Annotated in this window: 17 protein-coding genes; 10 read left to right on the forward strand and 7 right to left on the reverse strand. The window is 61.0% G+C overall.

Annotated features, from left to right (window positions below):
• On the reverse strand, positions 1 to 897 hold the full coding sequence (locus tag LB556_RS26665; RefSeq protein WP_224570555.1) for an AraC family transcriptional regulator: 897 nt from the start codon (positions 895 to 897) through the stop codon (positions 1 to 3).
• 140 nt (positions 898 to 1,037) lie between these two features.
• Here LB556_RS26665 and LB556_RS26670 point away from each other — a divergent pair, with 140 nt between their 5' ends.
• A complete protein-coding gene (locus LB556_RS26670) occupies positions 1,038 to 2,267 on the forward strand; it encodes an MFS transporter (RefSeq protein ID WP_224570556.1) in 1,230 nt (409 codons plus the stop codon).
• Between the two features lie 72 nt (positions 2,268 to 2,339).
• Here LB556_RS26670 and LB556_RS26675 read toward each other — a convergent pair whose 3' ends face one another.
• The 3 genes from LB556_RS26675 to LB556_RS26685 all read right to left on the reverse strand — a co-directional run bounded on the left by LB556_RS26675 (position 2,340) and on the right by LB556_RS26685 (position 5,817).
• Positions 2,340 to 3,155, reverse strand: a complete 816-nt coding sequence (locus LB556_RS26675) for a helix-turn-helix domain-containing protein (protein WP_224570557.1) — start codon at positions 3,153 to 3,155, stop codon at positions 2,340 to 2,342.
• A gap of 293 nt (positions 3,156 to 3,448) precedes the next feature.
• Positions 3,449 to 4,096: a response regulator gene (locus tag LB556_RS26680; RefSeq protein WP_224570558.1), complete on the reverse strand. Its 648-nt coding sequence runs from the start codon at positions 4,094 to 4,096 to the stop codon at positions 3,449 to 3,451.
• A 5-nt stretch (positions 4,097 to 4,101) separates the two neighbouring features.
• Entirely contained in the window at positions 4,102 to 5,817 is a 1,716-nt protein-coding gene (locus LB556_RS26685; protein ID WP_224570559.1) for a histidine kinase, read from the reverse strand.
• Positions 5,818 to 6,064: 247 nt separating this feature from the next.
• On the opposite strand from LB556_RS26685, the gene LB556_RS26690 reads away from it, so the two are divergent.
• Genes LB556_RS26690 through LB556_RS26705 form a run of 4 tightly spaced genes read left to right on the forward strand, consistent with a single transcriptional unit; the run spans position 6,065 to position 9,285 of the window.
• On the forward strand, positions 6,065 to 6,964 hold the full coding sequence (locus LB556_RS26690; RefSeq protein WP_411908620.1) for an alpha/beta fold hydrolase: 900 nt from the start codon (positions 6,065 to 6,067) through the stop codon (positions 6,962 to 6,964).
• Positions 6,965 to 7,008: 44 nt separating this feature from the next.
• Positions 7,009 to 7,617 carry a hydrolase gene (locus tag LB556_RS26695; protein ID WP_224570560.1) on the forward strand — a complete coding sequence of 203 codons (609 nt, stop codon included), beginning with the start codon at positions 7,009 to 7,011 and terminating at the stop codon, positions 7,615 to 7,617.
• 15 nt (positions 7,618 to 7,632) lie between these two features.
• Positions 7,633 to 8,481, forward strand: a complete 849-nt coding sequence (locus LB556_RS26700) for an alpha/beta hydrolase (protein WP_224570561.1) — start codon at positions 7,633 to 7,635, stop codon at positions 8,479 to 8,481.
• Positions 8,482 to 8,520: 39 nt separating this feature from the next.
• The gene (locus LB556_RS26705; protein WP_224570562.1) at positions 8,521 to 9,285 is read left to right on the forward strand and encodes an SDR family oxidoreductase; all 765 of its coding nucleotides are present in this window, start codon (positions 8,521 to 8,523) and stop codon (positions 9,283 to 9,285) included.
• Positions 9,286 to 9,380: 95 nt separating this feature from the next.
• On the opposite strand, the gene LB556_RS26710 is transcribed toward LB556_RS26705, so the two are convergent.
• Positions 9,381 to 10,238 (reverse strand): alpha/beta fold hydrolase, encoded by an 858-nt coding sequence (locus LB556_RS26710; RefSeq protein ID WP_224570563.1) that lies wholly within the window; start codon positions 10,236 to 10,238, stop codon positions 9,381 to 9,383.
• A gap of 151 nt (positions 10,239 to 10,389) precedes the next feature.
• Here LB556_RS26710 and LB556_RS26715 point away from each other — a divergent pair, with 151 nt between their 5' ends.
• The 5 genes from LB556_RS26715 to LB556_RS26735 all read left to right on the forward strand — a co-directional run bounded on the left by LB556_RS26715 (position 10,390) and on the right by LB556_RS26735 (position 14,534).
• A complete protein-coding gene (locus tag LB556_RS26715; RefSeq protein ID WP_224570564.1) occupies positions 10,390 to 10,818 on the forward strand; it encodes a MarR family winged helix-turn-helix transcriptional regulator in 429 nt (142 codons plus the stop codon).
• Between the two features lie 233 nt (positions 10,819 to 11,051).
• Complete coding sequence (locus tag LB556_RS26720; RefSeq protein WP_224570565.1) at positions 11,052 to 11,693, forward strand: 50S ribosomal protein L25/general stress protein Ctc; 642 nt, start codon at positions 11,052 to 11,054, stop codon at positions 11,691 to 11,693.
• Between the two features lie 23 nt (positions 11,694 to 11,716).
• The gene (gene pth / locus LB556_RS26725) at positions 11,717 to 12,454 is read left to right on the forward strand and encodes an aminoacyl-tRNA hydrolase (protein ID WP_224570566.1); all 738 of its coding nucleotides are present in this window, start codon (positions 11,717 to 11,719) and stop codon (positions 12,452 to 12,454) included.
• A 95-nt stretch (positions 12,455 to 12,549) separates the two neighbouring features.
• Positions 12,550 to 13,653 carry a redox-regulated ATPase YchF gene (gene ychF, locus LB556_RS26730; RefSeq protein ID WP_224570567.1) on the forward strand — a complete coding sequence of 368 codons (1,104 nt, stop codon included), beginning with the start codon at positions 12,550 to 12,552 and terminating at the stop codon, positions 13,651 to 13,653.
• Positions 13,654 to 13,781: 128 nt separating this feature from the next.
• Positions 13,782 to 14,534 carry a DUF5131 family protein gene (locus tag LB556_RS26735; protein WP_224570568.1) on the forward strand — a complete coding sequence of 251 codons (753 nt, stop codon included), beginning with the start codon at positions 13,782 to 13,784 and terminating at the stop codon, positions 14,532 to 14,534.
• A 36-nt stretch (positions 14,535 to 14,570) separates the two neighbouring features.
• On the opposite strand, the gene tcmP is transcribed toward LB556_RS26735, so the two are convergent.
• Both tcmP and LB556_RS31755 read right to left on the reverse strand, forming a co-directional pair.
• On the reverse strand, positions 14,571 to 15,158 hold the full coding sequence (tcmP, locus tag LB556_RS26740; RefSeq protein WP_263485529.1) for a three-Cys-motif partner protein TcmP: 588 nt from the start codon (positions 15,156 to 15,158) through the stop codon (positions 14,571 to 14,573).
• Positions 15,107 to 15,352 (reverse strand): hypothetical protein, encoded by a 246-nt coding sequence (locus LB556_RS31755; protein WP_318011326.1) that lies wholly within the window; start codon positions 15,350 to 15,352, stop codon positions 15,107 to 15,109. The genes tcmP and LB556_RS31755 overlap by 52 nt, the downstream gene beginning before the upstream one ends.
• Between the last annotated feature and the right edge of the window lie 278 nt (positions 15,353 to 15,630).

Consider the following 15,630-nt stretch of genomic DNA (forward strand, 5'->3'; position numbering starts at 1 on the left):
TCACCTCCGCGGCAAGGCCGACGGCGCCGGGGACTCTAACCGGGCCGGGGCTCGCCGCATGCCTTCGCCGGCATCACGCGCCCCGCGCATATAGCCGCGCGGCGAGGAGCCCAGCATGCGCTTGAACATGGTGATGAACGCCGGCACGCTGTCATAGCCGAGATCGAGCGCGACCCGCGTGATCGGCTCGCCGTCGGCGAGCCTCGGCAGCGCCGCGAACAGGCAGGCCTGCTGGCGCCATGTCGACAGCGACAGGCCGGTCTGGCGCTGGAAGGCGCGCGTGAAGGAGCGCCGGCTCATGCCGACGGTATCTGCCCATTCGTCGATCGTTGCGTGCGGTGAGGGTGCGGCGACGAAACGCCGGCAGAGCGCCGCCAGTTTGGGATCGGACGGAAACGGCAGGCCGAGCGGCCGCTCCGGCAAGTGCGGAATCTCATGCAGCAGAAGGTTCATGATCAGGCCGCCGCGCCCTTCCAGTTCGCCCCCTTGCGGCAGCTTTTCGGATTCCACGATCAGGCTGTGCATCAGGTCGGTGACGCCGACGACGCGCATGCCCTCCGGCAGGCCCGGAATCGCCTGGGGCATGACATAGACCGAGCGCATCGAGACATCGCCCAGCATCTCGACGGAATGTTCGATGCCGGCCGGAATCCACATCGCATGGTCCGGCGGCACCATCCAGCGCCCATGCCGCGTCGTCACCAGCACGACGCCGACCAGCGCATGCAGCAGCTGGCTGCGGCTGTGGTGGTGGTGCGGTACGTGGTAGCCGTCCGGATACTCCGTCGGCAACACCACCGCCGGCCCGACCGCCTGCTCGAGCCACTGCCATCGCAGCCCGTGCAATTGCTCCAGATCGGAGTGGCCGGCGCCGAAAATCTCCCTGGTGTTTGGCATTCGCTATGGCCCACTTGCGAAACTATTGGACCAAACCACGAAAGAAGTCGCTTGGCAACCGGACTATAAGGCTGCCTGCGGGAAGCGCCCGCCACGCCGCCCTGCGGGAAGAAACCCGCCAAAAAGACCACGGAGCTATCTTGACCGATACGACAGCCACCAGCGTCGCGACACCACCGACCGCCGGCCAGGCTTCAGCCCAGGCGACGGCCTTCACCGTCATCCTGGCGGTGAGCCTCTGCCACTGTATCAACGACATCATGCAGTCGCTGCTATCGGCCATCTATCCGCTTCTGAAAGACAATTACGGCCTCGACTTCTGGCAGATCGGCCTGTTGACCTTCACCTTCCAGGTGACGGCATCCCTGCTGCAGCCGATCATCGGCGCAGTCACCGACAAGCGGCCGATGCCCTATTCGCTGCCCTGGGGCATGGCGTCCTCGCTGATTGGCCTGGTCGTGCTGGCCTATGCCGGGCACTACTACCTTCTCTTGATCGGCGCCTCGCTGATCGGCATCGGTTCGGCGATCTTCCATCCGGAATCCTCGCGCATCGCCCGCTTCGCTTCCGGCGGCCGGTTTGGCCTGGCGCAGTCGCTCTTTCAGGTCGGCGGCAATTTCGGCCAGTCCATGGGTCCCTTGCTGGCCGCCTTCATCGTCGTGCCCTTCGGCCAGACCAGCATCGCCTGGTTCGCCGTCGGATCGCTGTTGGGCATCGTCATCCTGTGGCAGGTCGGCGGTTGGTACAGCCGCCTGCGCGCCGCGCAGGGCAATCGCAAGACGGCAAGCTTCGTCTCGCCATTCCCGCGCCGCAAGGTGATGTGGGCCTTGGCGGTGCTGACCTTGCTGGTGCTGACCAAGAACGCCTACATCGCCAGCCTTTCCAGCTACTACACCTTCTATTCCATCCATAAGTTCGGCGTTTCGGTGCAGATGTCGCAGGTCATGCTGTTCCTCTTCCTCGGTTCCTCGGCGCTGGGCATCCTGCTTGGCGGTCCGTTTGGCGACCGCTATGGACAGAAGGCGATGATCTGGTTCTCGATCGTCGGCGTCCTGCCCTTCACGCTGGCGCTTCCCTACGCCAACATGGAATGGACGATGGTGCTGACCGTGCTGATCGGCCTGATCCTGTCGTCGGCCTTCTCCAACATCGTCGTCTTCGCGCAGGAACTGGTGCCGGGGCGTGTCGGCACGATCGCCGGCATCTTCTTCGGCTTCGCCTTCGGCGTCGGCGGCATCGCGGCGGCGGTGCTTGGCGTCGTCGCCGACATGAAGGGCATCGATTTCGTCTTCCAGATATGCTCCTACCTGCCATTGCTGGGGCTGCTGACGGTGTTCCTGCCCAACATGAAGGAAGCCCGCAAGGCCTGAACGGGCCTGGTAGATCGGCTCGACATTGGCCTTGCGACGCCGAGCGGTTGGCACCGGGTCAGCTTTGAAGACTTAGACGCAGTGTCTCTTTCGCCATGCGCCAGGCGAAGCGCCGGCAATGGTCTGGAAAGCTCGCGAAAAATGACTCTGATCGGCGAATCCGCAGGCAAGGGCGATGGCAGCCAGGCTGTCGCCCGTTTCCACAAGCAGCGTTTGTGCGCGCTGAACCTTGGCAGCCACGCGCCAGCGTTGCGGCGGCATGCCGGTGGAAGCCTTGAAGGCGCGGCTGAAATAGGCTTCGGAAAGCCCGGTCAATTCGGCCAGATCCTTCAGCGCGACGGCATTGGGCAGGCTCTGTTCCAAGAGCGCGATCACGCGCCTGAGTTGGGAAGGCGCAAGCCCGCCCCGGTTTCGTCGCGCTCTGTCGGCACCGAACAGTTTGTACGACATGGCCAATGCGAGACTGTCGCCGTAAAGGCGACAGTCCGTCCCGCTGCCAAGGCAGGCGTCGGCCAACAGTTCGGCTAGAGCAAGAATGCCGCTGTCCCTGAACATCAGGCGCGGCTCGACGCATGATGCGAGCGTGAGCGCGTCCCCGAAAGTGGCCGCCAGCACGGAAAGGTCGAAATCGATGACCAGCCGGCGGATGTAGCGGAACCGCTGGGCAAGCTGCCACAGAGGCGTGTCGGCTGGAACGAAAGTGAGATGACTTGCAGCCCGATATCCGGCAACCGGCAAAGGTGCCAGGCGGTGCGGCGTTAGCCCCATTTCGGCATGACCGCCGATCTGCTCCAAAATCACAGTGAGGCGCGGCAGTGTCGAGCGAAGGTCCTCCGGATCGCTGCTTGGCCCATGCAGATGGGCTATCTCGACCGTGACCCCGGTCAAGGATCGCAGGTATCTATGGGCAGAGCCCTCGGCAGCCGGCCCAAGGTTCAACCTCGCCTCACCTAAACGGTCAATCGTTTGACTGGTCACAGCTCACCCCTCAGCGCAACACTTCCTGCTTTTCAAGACGGACAGAATGCGCTTCGTGGATGCCTGGCGAAATTGGTGAGGCGAGGGAAATTTAGATGCCTCTAACGAACCGTCGCGGCCTCATACTTTCGAACGATGGCACCGGCGCTTGTCGAATTCGGCGAGGCGAGAAGGAGGAAGACATACAAAATCAGGGGTCGATCTCAAAGCTGAACCAGGCCCCGCTTGCTGGCGACTGCGATCGCCTCTGTTCGGCTGAGGACGTTGAGCTTGGTGAAGACACTGCGCAAGTGCGATTTCACCGTCGTTTCGCTGATATGCAGGCCGAGGCCGATCTCCTTGTTCCCTTTGCCCTGCGCCAGCAGGGTTAGCACGTGCATTTCTCGGCCGGTCAGTTCTTCGCTGCTGACGGCGGCCGCAAGCTTTGCCACCAACAGCGACGGGATGCAGGTTTCACCGGCGTGCACCTTGCGGATACAGTCGAGCAAATCCTCACGCTGCGCATCCTTCAGAAGGTAACCCTTGGCGCCAGCCTTGATGGCGCGGGAAATCTCGTGGTCGGTGTCGAAGGTGGTCAAAACGACAACGCGCGCGGAAGGATCCTGCTGTCGGATTTCGCCCATAGCCGCGACGCCGTCGAGAACCGGCATACGTAGGTCGAGTAGCACGACATCAGGATGCTGCTGCCGCCAGAAATCGACGGCATCGCGGCCGGTTGCGGCTTCCGCGACGACCAGCATGTCCGGCTGACGGCCGATGATTGCGGCCAAGCCTTCGCGCACGGTTACGTGGTCGTCGGCAACCAGAACCCTGATCTTGGCGGTTGGCGTTTTTTCGGGCGCAACGCTCATGACGTTCAAGCCTCCTGCGAGGGCAAGGTGATGCGCACGGCCGTGCCCTTGGCCGGCGAGCTTTGAACAACGAGCTGACCGCCTATTCTTTCGACCCGCTCCCTGATTCCGAGCAAGCCGTATCCATCATTCTTGCTCGAAGGATCAAAGCCGCGTCCGTCATCGATCAGATCAAGGCAGACTTCTCCTGGCAGAAAAATCAGCTTAGCGGTGACGAGTTTCGCCTGTGCATGGCGTAAGGCGTTGGTAAGAATCTCCTGACCGATACGAAACAGATTCTCTTCCGAATTCGGAGGCAGCGATCGCGGTGCGCCAAGCACCGCGAACTCCAATTTCAGGCTGGTTCCTGCCGTCATCTTCGTGAACAACTCGGCCAGCGCTCGGCTGAGATTGCTGTCGGCCAACGCCTGCGGACGCAGTGCGTGTACGGAACGCCGGGCTTCATTGAGACTTTCGCGGGCCAAGCGACGGGCGCGGTCCAGATGCTCTCCGGCTTCTCTTGAAAGTCCCCGCAGGTTTGCATCCTCTGCAGCTTCCAACTGCACGATCACGCCCGTAAGCCCTTGGGCAAGAGTGTCGTGTATATCGCGAGCGATGCGATTGCGTTCTGCGATCACGGCCGTTTCGCGTGTCTGAGTGGAAAGGCGCGCGAACTGGATCATCAGCATCACTTGGTTGGCCAGCGCCTGGGCGAGGTCCATCCCCTCGGTGCCAAACATCCGTTTCTCGACGAAGCGAAGACCGATCGCCCCTTCAAGATGGCCAGCAACGAACATTGGTACTAGCAACACAGTGATGATGCCCATCGGCAGCAGGCGATCGCGCAGAGAAAAGGCTGGAACGGTGCGGATGTCTTCGATGAGGCTGGGCTTACTCGTACGAAAGACCTCCGGCCAGGGCCAGCGCTCTTCCATCGGCAGCCACTTGTCTATCCCGGCGAACCGAGGATCGGCGCTGGTTACCACCCGGCCCTCTTCGAAGGCCATTTCGATGCCTATCATTCCACTTCCGGCATCCCGTCGCCAGACGCTGATGCTATGCGCACCGAATTGCTCGGTGATGATGCGCAGCACGTGTTCCACCAACTTATCGGCCACGGGTTCCATCGCCAGCGCATCGAGCGTGCTCTTGAGTGCCTCGACCTGGCCGCGCGAGACATTTGCTGAAGCACTGAGCGCCTGCTCGACGCGTTTGCGCTCTTCGATGTCCGTGTTCGTGCCGTACCACCGAATCACCGCGCCCGCCTCGTCGACCAGCGGCGCGCAACGCAACAAAAACCACCGATACGCGCCATCGAATCGGCGCATCCGCGCTTCATGCTCGTCTGGACGTGCCGATTTGATGATCTCGCCCCAATGTTCCTCCAGGCCGGGAAGGTCTTCCGGGTGGATTACGCTTACCCAGTTCCAGCCCAATCCCTCTTCCATGGAGAGGCCGGTGTAGGCACACCATTGGCTGTTCAAAAACTCGACCGAACCGTCCGCACGGCCGAACCATATCAATCCGGGTGTCGTATCGGTGGCGAGCCGAAAGCTCGCCTCCCACTGCCGCCGGTCCGCATGGATACGAAGTAATTCGTTCTCTTCAGTGAGCCGGGCTGAAAGCTTCCTGCTGGCATCGAGGTCATTCCTCGCGTGGGCCAGTTCTTGATCGAGCAGTTTAAGCTTCCCGCCCGGATCGTCCGCTGTTCCCGTGCTGGTGTCCATGACGCTGGTGTCCATGACGCTTCCTCGATCGCGCATCGTATGAACCTAGCACCCTCGGTTTCACACACGGAACGAAAAACTTTTTTCGCGGGCATCGGCGGTCGCCACAAAAGGTACGGTTCGTACATTCCAGGTCAGAATCGGGCAAGGCGATCCGCTAGCCCCTGCCTATGCTCCTTGTAGAAGCAATCGCTTGCCTCGCGCTGATGGCGGCCAAGCTTCACTGCTCAATGTTAAGGAGGATAATATGCTTAGAACAATCATGGCTGGATTCGGTGTGCTGCTGGGTACTCTGCCGGCGTGGGCGACAGTCGTCCCGTTCCCAGCAGACTTCAGGACACAGTCAATCGACACCAACGGCACTAGCCTCTACGTCCGCGTCGGCGGCAAGGGCCCCGCAGTCCTGCTGCTTCATGGCTTCGGCGACAGCGGCGACATGTGGGCTCCGCTCGCCGCTAAGCTGGCGAAAGACCACACGGTGATTGTCCCGGACCTGCGCGGCATGGGCCTTTCGGCCCATCCAGACACCGGCTACACCAAGAAGAACGAGGCAGTCGACATTGCCGGCGTCCTGAACAATTTGAAGATCGACAAGGTCGACCTCGTCACCCACGACATCGGCAATATGGTGGGCTACGCGTTTGTCGCCCAATACCGCGAACGCGTCAGCCGGTGGGTCAACATCGACGCGCCGCTGCCCGGGATCGGTGATTGGGATAACATCATCCGCCTGCCGCTGCTGTGGCACTTCAACTTCCGTGGTCCTGACATGGAGCGCCTGGTCGCGGGGCGCGAACGCATTTATCTCGACCGCTTCTGGAACGAACTTTCGGGCGATCCCAAGAACATCGACGAGGCGACGCGTGAGCACTACTCCGCGCTTTATGCACGGCCTCACGCTATGCACGACGCCTTCGAGCAATTCGCCGCATTCTCCCAAGACGCGTCCGACAACAAAGAGTTTCTCGCCAAGGGCGGCAAGCTCGCCATGCCGGTGCTGGCGGTCGGCGCGGAAAAATCCTTCGGCACCGCGCAAGCCGATGACCTGCGCTTCGTCGCCGCCGATGTGACGACCGGCATCGTCCCCGACTCCGGTCACTGGATCATGGAGGAGAACCCGGACGCAACGATCAAGCTGGTCCTCGACTTCCTCGCCAAATAGCCGCCGGCAGGCTGAAAGATCGTGCCAACAAAGGGAGAGGTATTATGACGAGCCAGCCCATGCGCAGTCCGGAACAGGATCATCTTCTGACCCCGAAGAACTGCGCCGTTCTGATCATCGACTATCAGCCGATCCAGGTGACATCCGTCGCGTCGATGGACCGGCGAACCCTGGTCGCCAACATCGTCGCCGTGGCCAGGACAGCAAAACTCTACGGCGTGCCCGTGGTGTTGACGACCGTCAACGTAAACACCGGCCGCAACCAGCCGATCATCCATCAGCTGCACGACATCTTTCCGGACATCGATCCGATCGACCGAACGGCGATCAACGCCTGGGAAGACAGCGATTTCGTTGATGCCGTCAGAAAGACCGGTCGCAAGAAGCTTGTGATGGCCGCGCTATGGACAGAAGTGTGCCTGGCGTTTCCCGCGCTCGACGCGTTGCGGGAAGGGTTTGAGGTCTACCCCATGATCGATGCCGTGGGCGGCACGTCCGCAGACGCGCATCGAGCCGGCCTCGACCGGATCGTCCAGGCCGGCGCCATGCCCGTCACTTGGGTGCAGTTCGCCTGCGAGTTGCAGCGAGACTGGCTGCGCGAGGAGACCGTGCCGGGCTTTGCCGAAATCGTCTTCGCCGTCGAAGGGCATTGAACGAGGAAAGAAGAGATGAACCAGGAAGTCCTAAACCCAACTGAAGACCGCTTCGAGGGTGCCGGCGGTTTGACAATAGCCTTTCGATCGTGGCGACCGGCCGCCAAGTCGCGCGGCGTGGTCGTTATGGTCCCCGGCTTCAATTCCCACAGCGGCTACTACGGCTGGGCGGCGGAGCAACTGACGGCCGACGGTCTCGCGGTTTACGCCGTCGACCTTCGCGGACGTGGCAAGTCGGACGGCGAGCGCTTCTACGTCGATGCCTTCGACGACTATGCCGGTGATGTCGCGAGCGTTGTTGAGATCGCCGGATCGCGGGATCCCGGCCTGCCGGTCTTCCTGCTGGGCCACAGCGTCGGCGGCGTCGTGGCCTGCCTCTATACGCTGCAGAACCAAGCCGGGCTTGCGGGGCTTATCTGCGAGAGCTTCGCTTTTCAGGTGCCGGCGCCCGACTTTGTCCTTGCGGTGCTCAAGGGGCTCAGCCATTTGGCCCCGCATGCGCGCGTCCTGCATCTTAAGAACGAGGACTTTTCCCGCGACCCGGCCATTGTCGAAGCCATGAACGCCGATCCGCTCATCGCGCACGAAACCCAGCCGACCAAGACCATGGCCGCCATGGTTCGCGCCGATGAGAGACTGAAGAAGGAGTTCCCGCGGATAACGCTCCCTGTGCTCATATTGCATGGCAAGGCCGACAAGGCGACAAGGCCCAGCGGCAGCCAGCTTTTCTACGACACGGCGGGTTCCGTGGACAGGACGTTGAAATTGTATGACGGCCATTTCCATGACCTCCTCAACGACTTGGACAAGGAGATCGTCATGGCCGACATCAAGGCTTGGGTTGCCGCGCACCTTAAGAATTGAACGCCGGTGAGATCGCCAGTCGCAAAGGAGCATTTCGTCATGGCCAGACTGCAGGACAAGGCCACGCTGATCACTGGCGGTACCAGCGGCATCGGCCTCGCCACGGCGCGGCGCTTCGTCGAGCAGGGAGCGCGCGTCGCCATCACCGGCACCAATGCACAACGTCTGGAGACGGCCCGCGACAGTCTCGGCGGCGATGTGCTCGTCATCGTCGCCGACGCCGGAGACATCGCCGCTCAGAGCGAGATAGCGCGGCGGATTGGGGAGACCTTCGGCAAGCTCGACGCCGTCTTCGTCAACGCTGGCATCGCTGATCTGCGTCCGCTCGGCGAATGGACCGAAGCGGCTTTCGACAGGAGCATCGACATCGATCTCAAGGGACCGTACTTCCTGATCAAGGCGCTGGCGCCGCTCTTTTCCAACCCGTCGTCGATCATCCTCAGCGGCTCGGTCAACGCGCATATGGGTATGGCCGGAACCGACGTCTATTCGCTGGCCAAGGCAGGGATGATCTCGCTTGCCCGAACGCTCTCCGGTGAACTGATAGGGCGCGGCATCCGCGCCAATGTGATCAGCCCGGGGCCGATCGATACGCCGCTCAACGAGAAGCTTGGCCTGAACCCGGCGGCGTCGAAGGCGCGCGCGAAGGCGGTCGTCGGCATGATACCGGCGGGCCGGTTCGGCACTGCAGAGGAGATTGCGAACGCGGTGGTGTTTCTCGCCTCCGACGAATGCCGCTTCATGGTCGGTTCGGAAATGCTGATCGATGGCGGCATGAGTATCGTCCGAAATCCGCAGACCTGACCGGTTCGATGCGTGGGTGGCCATGTGCCAGTCGATGACCGGGCGAAGAGAGCACCCGCCAGATCCGCAGGTGCTCTTTCGTCCGTTCGGAAAACCTATGCCTTGAAGAAGGCCAGCAGGTCGGCGTTGATGATTTCGGCGTGGGTTGTGGCCATGCCGTGCGGAAAGCCCTTGTAGACCTTGAGCTCGCCCTTCTTGAGCAACTTGATCGCCAGCAGCGCCGAGTCGGCGATGGGGACGATCTGGTCGTCGTCGCCGTGCATGACAAGCACCGGTACCTCGATCGCCTTCAAATCCTCGGTGAAGTCGGTCTCCGAGAAGGCCTTGATGCAGTCATAGTGCGCCTTGGCGCCGCCCATCATGCCCTGGCGGTACCAGTTGTCGATGACGCCCTGCGAAACCTCGGCACCCGGGCGATTGAAGCCATAGAACGGGCCGGCGGGAACATCCACGTAAAGCTGGGCGCGGTTGGCGGCGACGCCGGAGCGGAAGCCGTCGAACACCTCGATGGGAAGGCCGCCGGGATTGGCTGGGGTCTTGAGCATGATCGGCGGCACCGCGCCGAGCAACGCTGCCTTGGCGACACGGCCGCCCGAGCCATGCCGGGCGACGTAGCGCGCCACCTCGCCGCCCCCGGTCGAATGGCCGACATGGATGGCGCCCTTGAGGTCGAGATGCGCGACAAGCTCGGCCACGTCGGCGGCATAGGTGTCCATCTCATTGCCGGTATCCGTCTGCGTCGAACGGCCATGGCCGCGCCGGTCATGGGCAATGACGCGATAGCCCTGTGCCAGGAAGAACAGCATCTGGGCATCCCAGTCGTCGCCGCTCAGCGGCCAGCCGTGATGGAAGACGATGGGCTGTCCGGTTCCCCAGTCCTTGTAGTAGATCTGCGTGCCGTCCTTGGTGGTGATCGTGCCGCTGCCTGAGCCTGATTTGGTCTGCGAGGTCATCTCAATCTCCATTAGATTTATATCGCGATAAACAATATCGCGATATAAATACCGCTAGCCCAGCTTGATCTCCCTGTCCATAAAAATATGTATCGCGATAGCATTTTTCGTGGTACATATTACAGGCGTTTAATCGGCAAAGGAATGCGTCGTGCCTCTCCCGCTGGACAATCAGCTCTGCTTCACGCTCTACGCGACCAGCATGGCGATCAATCGCACCTACAAGCCGATGCTGGACGAGATGGGCATCACTTACCCGCAATATCTCGTGCTCAACGCGCTGGGCGAGGCCGACGGCATGTCGGTCGGCACGATCGCGCACAGGCTCGCCTTGGAATCGAGCACGGTCACGCCGCTGGTCAAGCGGATGGAGCAGGCCGGCCTGGTAACCCGCCAGCGCAGCCAGAGCGACGAGCGCCAGGTCCAGGTCGACCTGACATCTGCCGGGCGCGCGCTCCTCGTCAAATGCAACTGCCTGAACGAGACCCTGATCGAACGCTCCGGCATGACGCTGGCCAAGCTCGACGCCCTGAACCGGCAGGTCCAGGCCCTGCGTGACGCGTTGAGTGGCGACCGATAGCGACCCGCCTCCGGCCATGGCTTGCACCGCTGCCCTCCTTCCGCTATAGAGCCGCCACCCGCGTAGACACCCTTGGAGGCAACGCGGCGGAAGGCTGCCTTCCCCTTGTGATCCCGAACAAAGATCCGCTCACCGCGGTCTCCGGTATCGGACATCGAGGTCTGGCGGCTTTCGACGTTTACGGCCTGGCATCGCCAACCGTAGGCGCTCCATAACACACGAAAGGAAGTGCCATGAGCCACGATACTTACGAGCTCAAGGCCGAAGCGCGCGAACAGGTCGGTAAGGGGTCCGCCCGTGCAGTTCGCCGCAACGGTAAAGTGCCTGCAGTAATTTACGGTGACAAGCAGCCTCCCCTGGCGATCGCGCTCACCTACAAGGACATCTTCTACAAGATCCATGGCGGCGGGTTTCTGACCACGGTCGCCACGATCGATGTCGACGGCAAGAAGATCCAGGTCCTGCCGAAGGACTTCCAGCTTGATCCGGTCAAGGACTTCCCGATGCACGTGGATTTCCTGCGCATCGGCAAGGACACGGAAGTCAATGTCGACGTGCCTGTCCACTTCATCAATGAAGACAAGTCCCCCGGCATCAAGCGCGGCGGCGTGCTCAACATCGTGCGTCACGAGGTCGAGTTCCACTGCCCGGCCAATGCGATCCCGGAATTCATCACCGTCGATCTCACCGGCGCCGACATCGGCGATTCGATCCACATCTCGGCGGTCAAGCTGCCGGCCGGCGTCAAGCCGGTCATCTCCGACCGCGACTTCACCATCGCGACCATTGCAGGTTCGGCGGCGATGAAGCCGGAGACGGAAGAGACGGTCGAGGCCGAGGCCCCTGAAGCGGCTCCCGCCGCCGAAGAGAAGTAAGTCTTTCCCGCCCGGAGGCGACGATGCCAGAGAAGACAGCGCTTGTCTTTGCAGGCCTCGGCAATCCGGGCGCGAAATACGCTCAAAACCGGCACAATGTCGGCTTCATGGCGGCGGACGCTATCGCCCGCCGCCATTCCTTTTCGCCCTGGTCGAAGAAGTTCCAGGGCCTTGTTTCCGAAGGCACGCTCGGCGGCCAAAAGATCATCCTGATCAAGCCGCAGACCTTCATGAACCTGTCCGGCCAGTCGGTCGGCGAGGCGCTGCGCTTCTACAAGCTTGAATCCTCCGCCCTCACCGTCTTCTATGACGAGATCGACCTCGCCGAAGGCAAGCTGCGCATCAAGACCGGCGGCGGCGCCGGCGGCCACAACGGCATCCGCTCGATCGACGGCCATGTCGGCAATACCTATCGCCGCGTGCGCATCGGCGTCGGCCATCCCGGCGTCAAGGAAATGGTCCAGCACCATGTGCTCGGCGATTTCGCCAAGGCCGACCGCGAGTGGCTCGACCCGCTGCTCGACGCGATTGCCGACAATGCGGCGATGATCGTCGAGGGCGACGAATCCGGCTTCATGAACAAGGCCGCCCTTGCCGTCCAGGGCAAGGCCGGCGCCGAACCGGAAAAGCCGGCGCAAAAGCAGGCTCCGAAACAGCAGAGCCACATTCGCCAGGCCCGCGCCCAGCAGGCGCCCGCCAAACTGCCCGAGACCGGCCCGATGGCCGCCATGCTGAAGAAACTCTTCGGCAACAAGGACTGAGGTCGGGACCATCGACGTTACGGGGCTTGACGTTCCTCACCCCTATCGCCCATAGCCCTCATCAAATTTCGCTTTTCCCGATAGGACCGGACAAAATGGGTTTCAAATGCGGCATCGTTGGCTTGCCCAACGTCGGCAAGTCGACGCTTTTCAACGCGCTGACGAGGACGGCCGCCGCGCAGGCCGCCAACTATCCCTTCTGCACCATCGAACCGAACACCGGCGAGGTTGCGGTGCCCGACCCGCGCCTGCAGAAGATCGCGGAGATCGCCAAGTCGAAGGAGATCATCCCGACGCGCATCTCCTTCGTCGACATTGCCGGCCTGGTGCGCGGCGCCTCGAAGGGCGAAGGGCTTGGCAACCAGTTCCTCGCCAACATCCGCGAGGTCGACGCCATCGTGCATGTGCTGCGCTGCTTCGAGGATGACGACATCACCCATGTCGAGGGCCGCATCGATCCTGTCGCCGACGCCGAGACCGTCGAGACCGAGCTGATGCTCGCCGACCTCGACAGCCTCGAGCGCCGCATCGTGCAGATCCGCAAGCGCGCCGGCAGCAAGGACAAGGAAGCGACGGCCGTATTGCCGATGATGGAGGCAGCACTCGAGCTGCTGCAGGCCGGCAAGCCGACCCGCATCCTGCTCAAGGGTATTTCGGCGGAGGACCTGCGCATCCTGCAGGGCCTGAACCTCCTGACCTCGCACCCCGTGCTCTATGTCTGCAACGTCGCCGAGGCCGATGCCGCGACCGGCAACGAGCACACCAAGGCCGTGGAGAAGATGGCCGCCGCGCAGGGCGCCGGCACCGTGGTGATCTCGGCCGCGATCGAGGCCGAAGTCGCCCAGCTCTCGGACGAGGAAGAGATGGAGTTCCTGTCCTCGCTTGGGCTCGACGAGCCTGGCCTCAACAAGGTCATCCGCGCCGGCTACGACCTGCTGCATTTGATCACCTATTTCACCGCCGGTCCGAAGGAGACGCGCGCCTGGACCATCCACAAGGGCGACAAGGCCCCGCAGGCCGCCGGCGTCATCCACACCGATTTCGAACGCGGCTTCATCCGCGCCCAGACCATCGCCTATAACGACTTCGTCACGCTGGGCGGCGAAGTGGCGGCCAAGGAGGCCGGCAAGGCGCGCGACGAAGGCAAGGAATACGTCGTCCAGGACGGCGACGTCATGCTGTTCAAGTTCAATACTTGATGTGCTGTACTGCCGGCGTCAGTGGATGATTACCGGCTGACCTTGATATGAACAAATTCCTATAGCATGTTCATGGGGTGTTTTGCAATCTTCCGGAGCCTCAAAGCTGAGTTAGAGAAGAAGCTTACATGGCCGAGACGTCGATCGAGTGGACTGACGCAACGTGGAACCCGGTCGCAGGATGCACCATCCTCACGGCAGGGTGCACCAACTGCTATGCCATGCGGATGGCCTCCCGACTCGAAGCGATGGGAGCGGAGAAGTACGCGGGGCTAACTCGAAAAAGCGGTGGAAGGGCGAAGTGGACAGGCAAAGTCAAGCTTGACCATTCATCCCTGGACATTCCGGCTTCTTGGAAGAAACCAAGACGTGTTTTCGTCAATTCAATGTCGGATCTTTTCCATCCGGATGTGCCCAAAGACTTCATTCGTGAGGTCTGGCGCGTCATGGAAACCACTCCGCGCCATACCTATCAGATCCTTACCAAGCGGCCGGATAGGATGGCTGAAACCCTGTCAGATAACGGTTTCAAAGTACTGCCAAACGTCTGGCTCGGGACAAGCGTAGAAGACAATCGCGTGCTTCACAGATTGGACGAACTTCGATCTGTCCCAGCGATCATCAGGTTTGTGTCCTATGAGCCATTGATAGGGTCCGTGGCGGGTGGAAGCTTAGCGGGTATTCATTGGGCAATTGTGGGCGGAGAGAGTGGTCCCAACGCGCGCCCAATGGACTCAATTTGGATCGATGAGATCTTCGACCAATGTACTGATGCTGATGCAGCCTTCTTTTTCAAACAATGGGGCGGAAAGAATAAGAAAGCGACGGGACGCACCTATCGCGAGCGCTTGTGGGATGACCTACCAGAATTGAGAATGTGAGATGCCATCTTGGTCGCCAGTTTTATAGCCGCCGAGCTAGTGTTCGAGACCGCAAAAGAAAAGCGATGCAAGCGGAGCACCGTTTTTGTGATGAAGCCGAACCGGATCAAGGACAGCACCTTTGAAAGCGGTTTCGAGGCGCTCTTTCACATAGGACTCAATTGCGTTCACATCGGCTCGGCGCACCGCTTGCGCTTGCGTTTCGAAAATGTCTTCAGGCGCAATTTCATGATTATACCAACGGGAACGCCAGTCAGTAGCACCTAGGACTCTATCTAAACTCGTTTGCTTACCAAGATCGAGTTTTGCCGGATCATGCGGAGCATTCCTGTAGAGGCCGGACAACGGGAAAAAATACCAACAATCCAGTGCCTCGGTTTTGGCAATTGCATCCACTGTCTGCCAAGACACCTCCATGCCGTACGGATCTAGAAAAATGACCCCGCGTATTCCACGGCCAACAATCTCAAAGCCGCGCCAAGGGGTATTCGCGCATAAACGCTGCACAAGTTTATTGGCATCACCATTCCGCACGATGATTTTGCGATCTGGATACTCATCTACCAGTGTTTTTATCTCTGAAAACCGGGACGCGTCTTGCTCAATGAGGACAATTGAGTGCATCGGGGGGTCTCAATCGCGATCCGCGCCGATCCTGGTGTCGTTATTTCCTCCGGCTCAGCAAAAGCTGGTCCGAATAACGGTAACCCGGGACGTACTTCCGTGCGGCTACCAGAACCAGCAAATGCGTCAATGTAGATGCAAGCGAACTCCTGGTTTTGAAGCGCAATCGAAAATGCCTGCAAATACTCCTGCAAGCACCGGAGTTTTCTCGATGTGTCTGGGCGAAGACATGCTTTGCCAATTTCAACATCCCCGTCTCAGAGCATTATCCAAGCCGGAAAATAGAAAGGTGTCTAGATACCTTACCATATGAGGGGATCGACGACGTCAATCCTGCGAACTGCCTTACATCTCTTGAACAAAATCAGGAGAGGTGTGATCGAGCTGGAAAGTGCGCTGCGGCGATGCCTTCCCGCCTGCCTTGACCTTGTCACATGGCGGGTCTAATCGGCTGCTGCAGGGATCGGCGCCC

It is taken from the genome of Mesorhizobium sp. ES1-4, assembly GCF_020164745.1.
Classification (GTDB): domain Bacteria; phylum Pseudomonadota; class Alphaproteobacteria; order Rhizobiales; family Rhizobiaceae; genus Mesorhizobium.

Coding starts and splice junctions, on each gene's coding strand:
- LB556_RS26665 (WP_224570555.1), bottom strand. CDS start 897: ATGCCAAACACCAGGGAGATTTTCGGCGCCGGCCACTCCGATCTGGAG.
- LB556_RS26680 (WP_224570558.1), bottom strand. CDS start 4,096: ATGAGCGTTGCGCCCGAAAAAACGCCAACCGCCAAGATCAGGGTTCTG.
- LB556_RS26685 (WP_224570559.1), bottom strand. CDS start 5,817: ATGGACACCAGCGTCATGGACACCAGCACGGGAACAGCGGACGATCCG.
- LB556_RS26690 (WP_411908620.1), top strand. CDS start 6,065: ATGGCTGGATTCGGTGTGCTGCTGGGTACTCTGCCGGCGTGGGCGACA.
- LB556_RS26695 (WP_224570560.1), top strand. CDS start 7,009: ATGACGAGCCAGCCCATGCGCAGTCCGGAACAGGATCATCTTCTGACC.
- LB556_RS26700 (WP_224570561.1), top strand. CDS start 7,633: ATGAACCAGGAAGTCCTAAACCCAACTGAAGACCGCTTCGAGGGTGCC.
- LB556_RS26705 (WP_224570562.1), top strand. CDS start 8,521: ATGGCCAGACTGCAGGACAAGGCCACGCTGATCACTGGCGGTACCAGC.
- LB556_RS26710 (WP_224570563.1), bottom strand. CDS start 10,238: ATGACCTCGCAGACCAAATCAGGCTCAGGCAGCGGCACGATCACCACC.
- LB556_RS26720 (WP_224570565.1), top strand. CDS start 11,052: ATGAGCCACGATACTTACGAGCTCAAGGCCGAAGCGCGCGAACAGGTC.
- pth (WP_224570566.1), top strand. CDS start 11,717: ATGCCAGAGAAGACAGCGCTTGTCTTTGCAGGCCTCGGCAATCCGGGC.
- ychF (WP_224570567.1), top strand. CDS start 12,550: ATGGGTTTCAAATGCGGCATCGTTGGCTTGCCCAACGTCGGCAAGTCG.
- LB556_RS26735 (WP_224570568.1), top strand. CDS start 13,782: ATGGCCGAGACGTCGATCGAGTGGACTGACGCAACGTGGAACCCGGTC.
- tcmP (WP_263485529.1), bottom strand. CDS start 15,158: ATGCACTCAATTGTCCTCATTGAGCAAGACGCGTCCCGGTTTTCAGAG.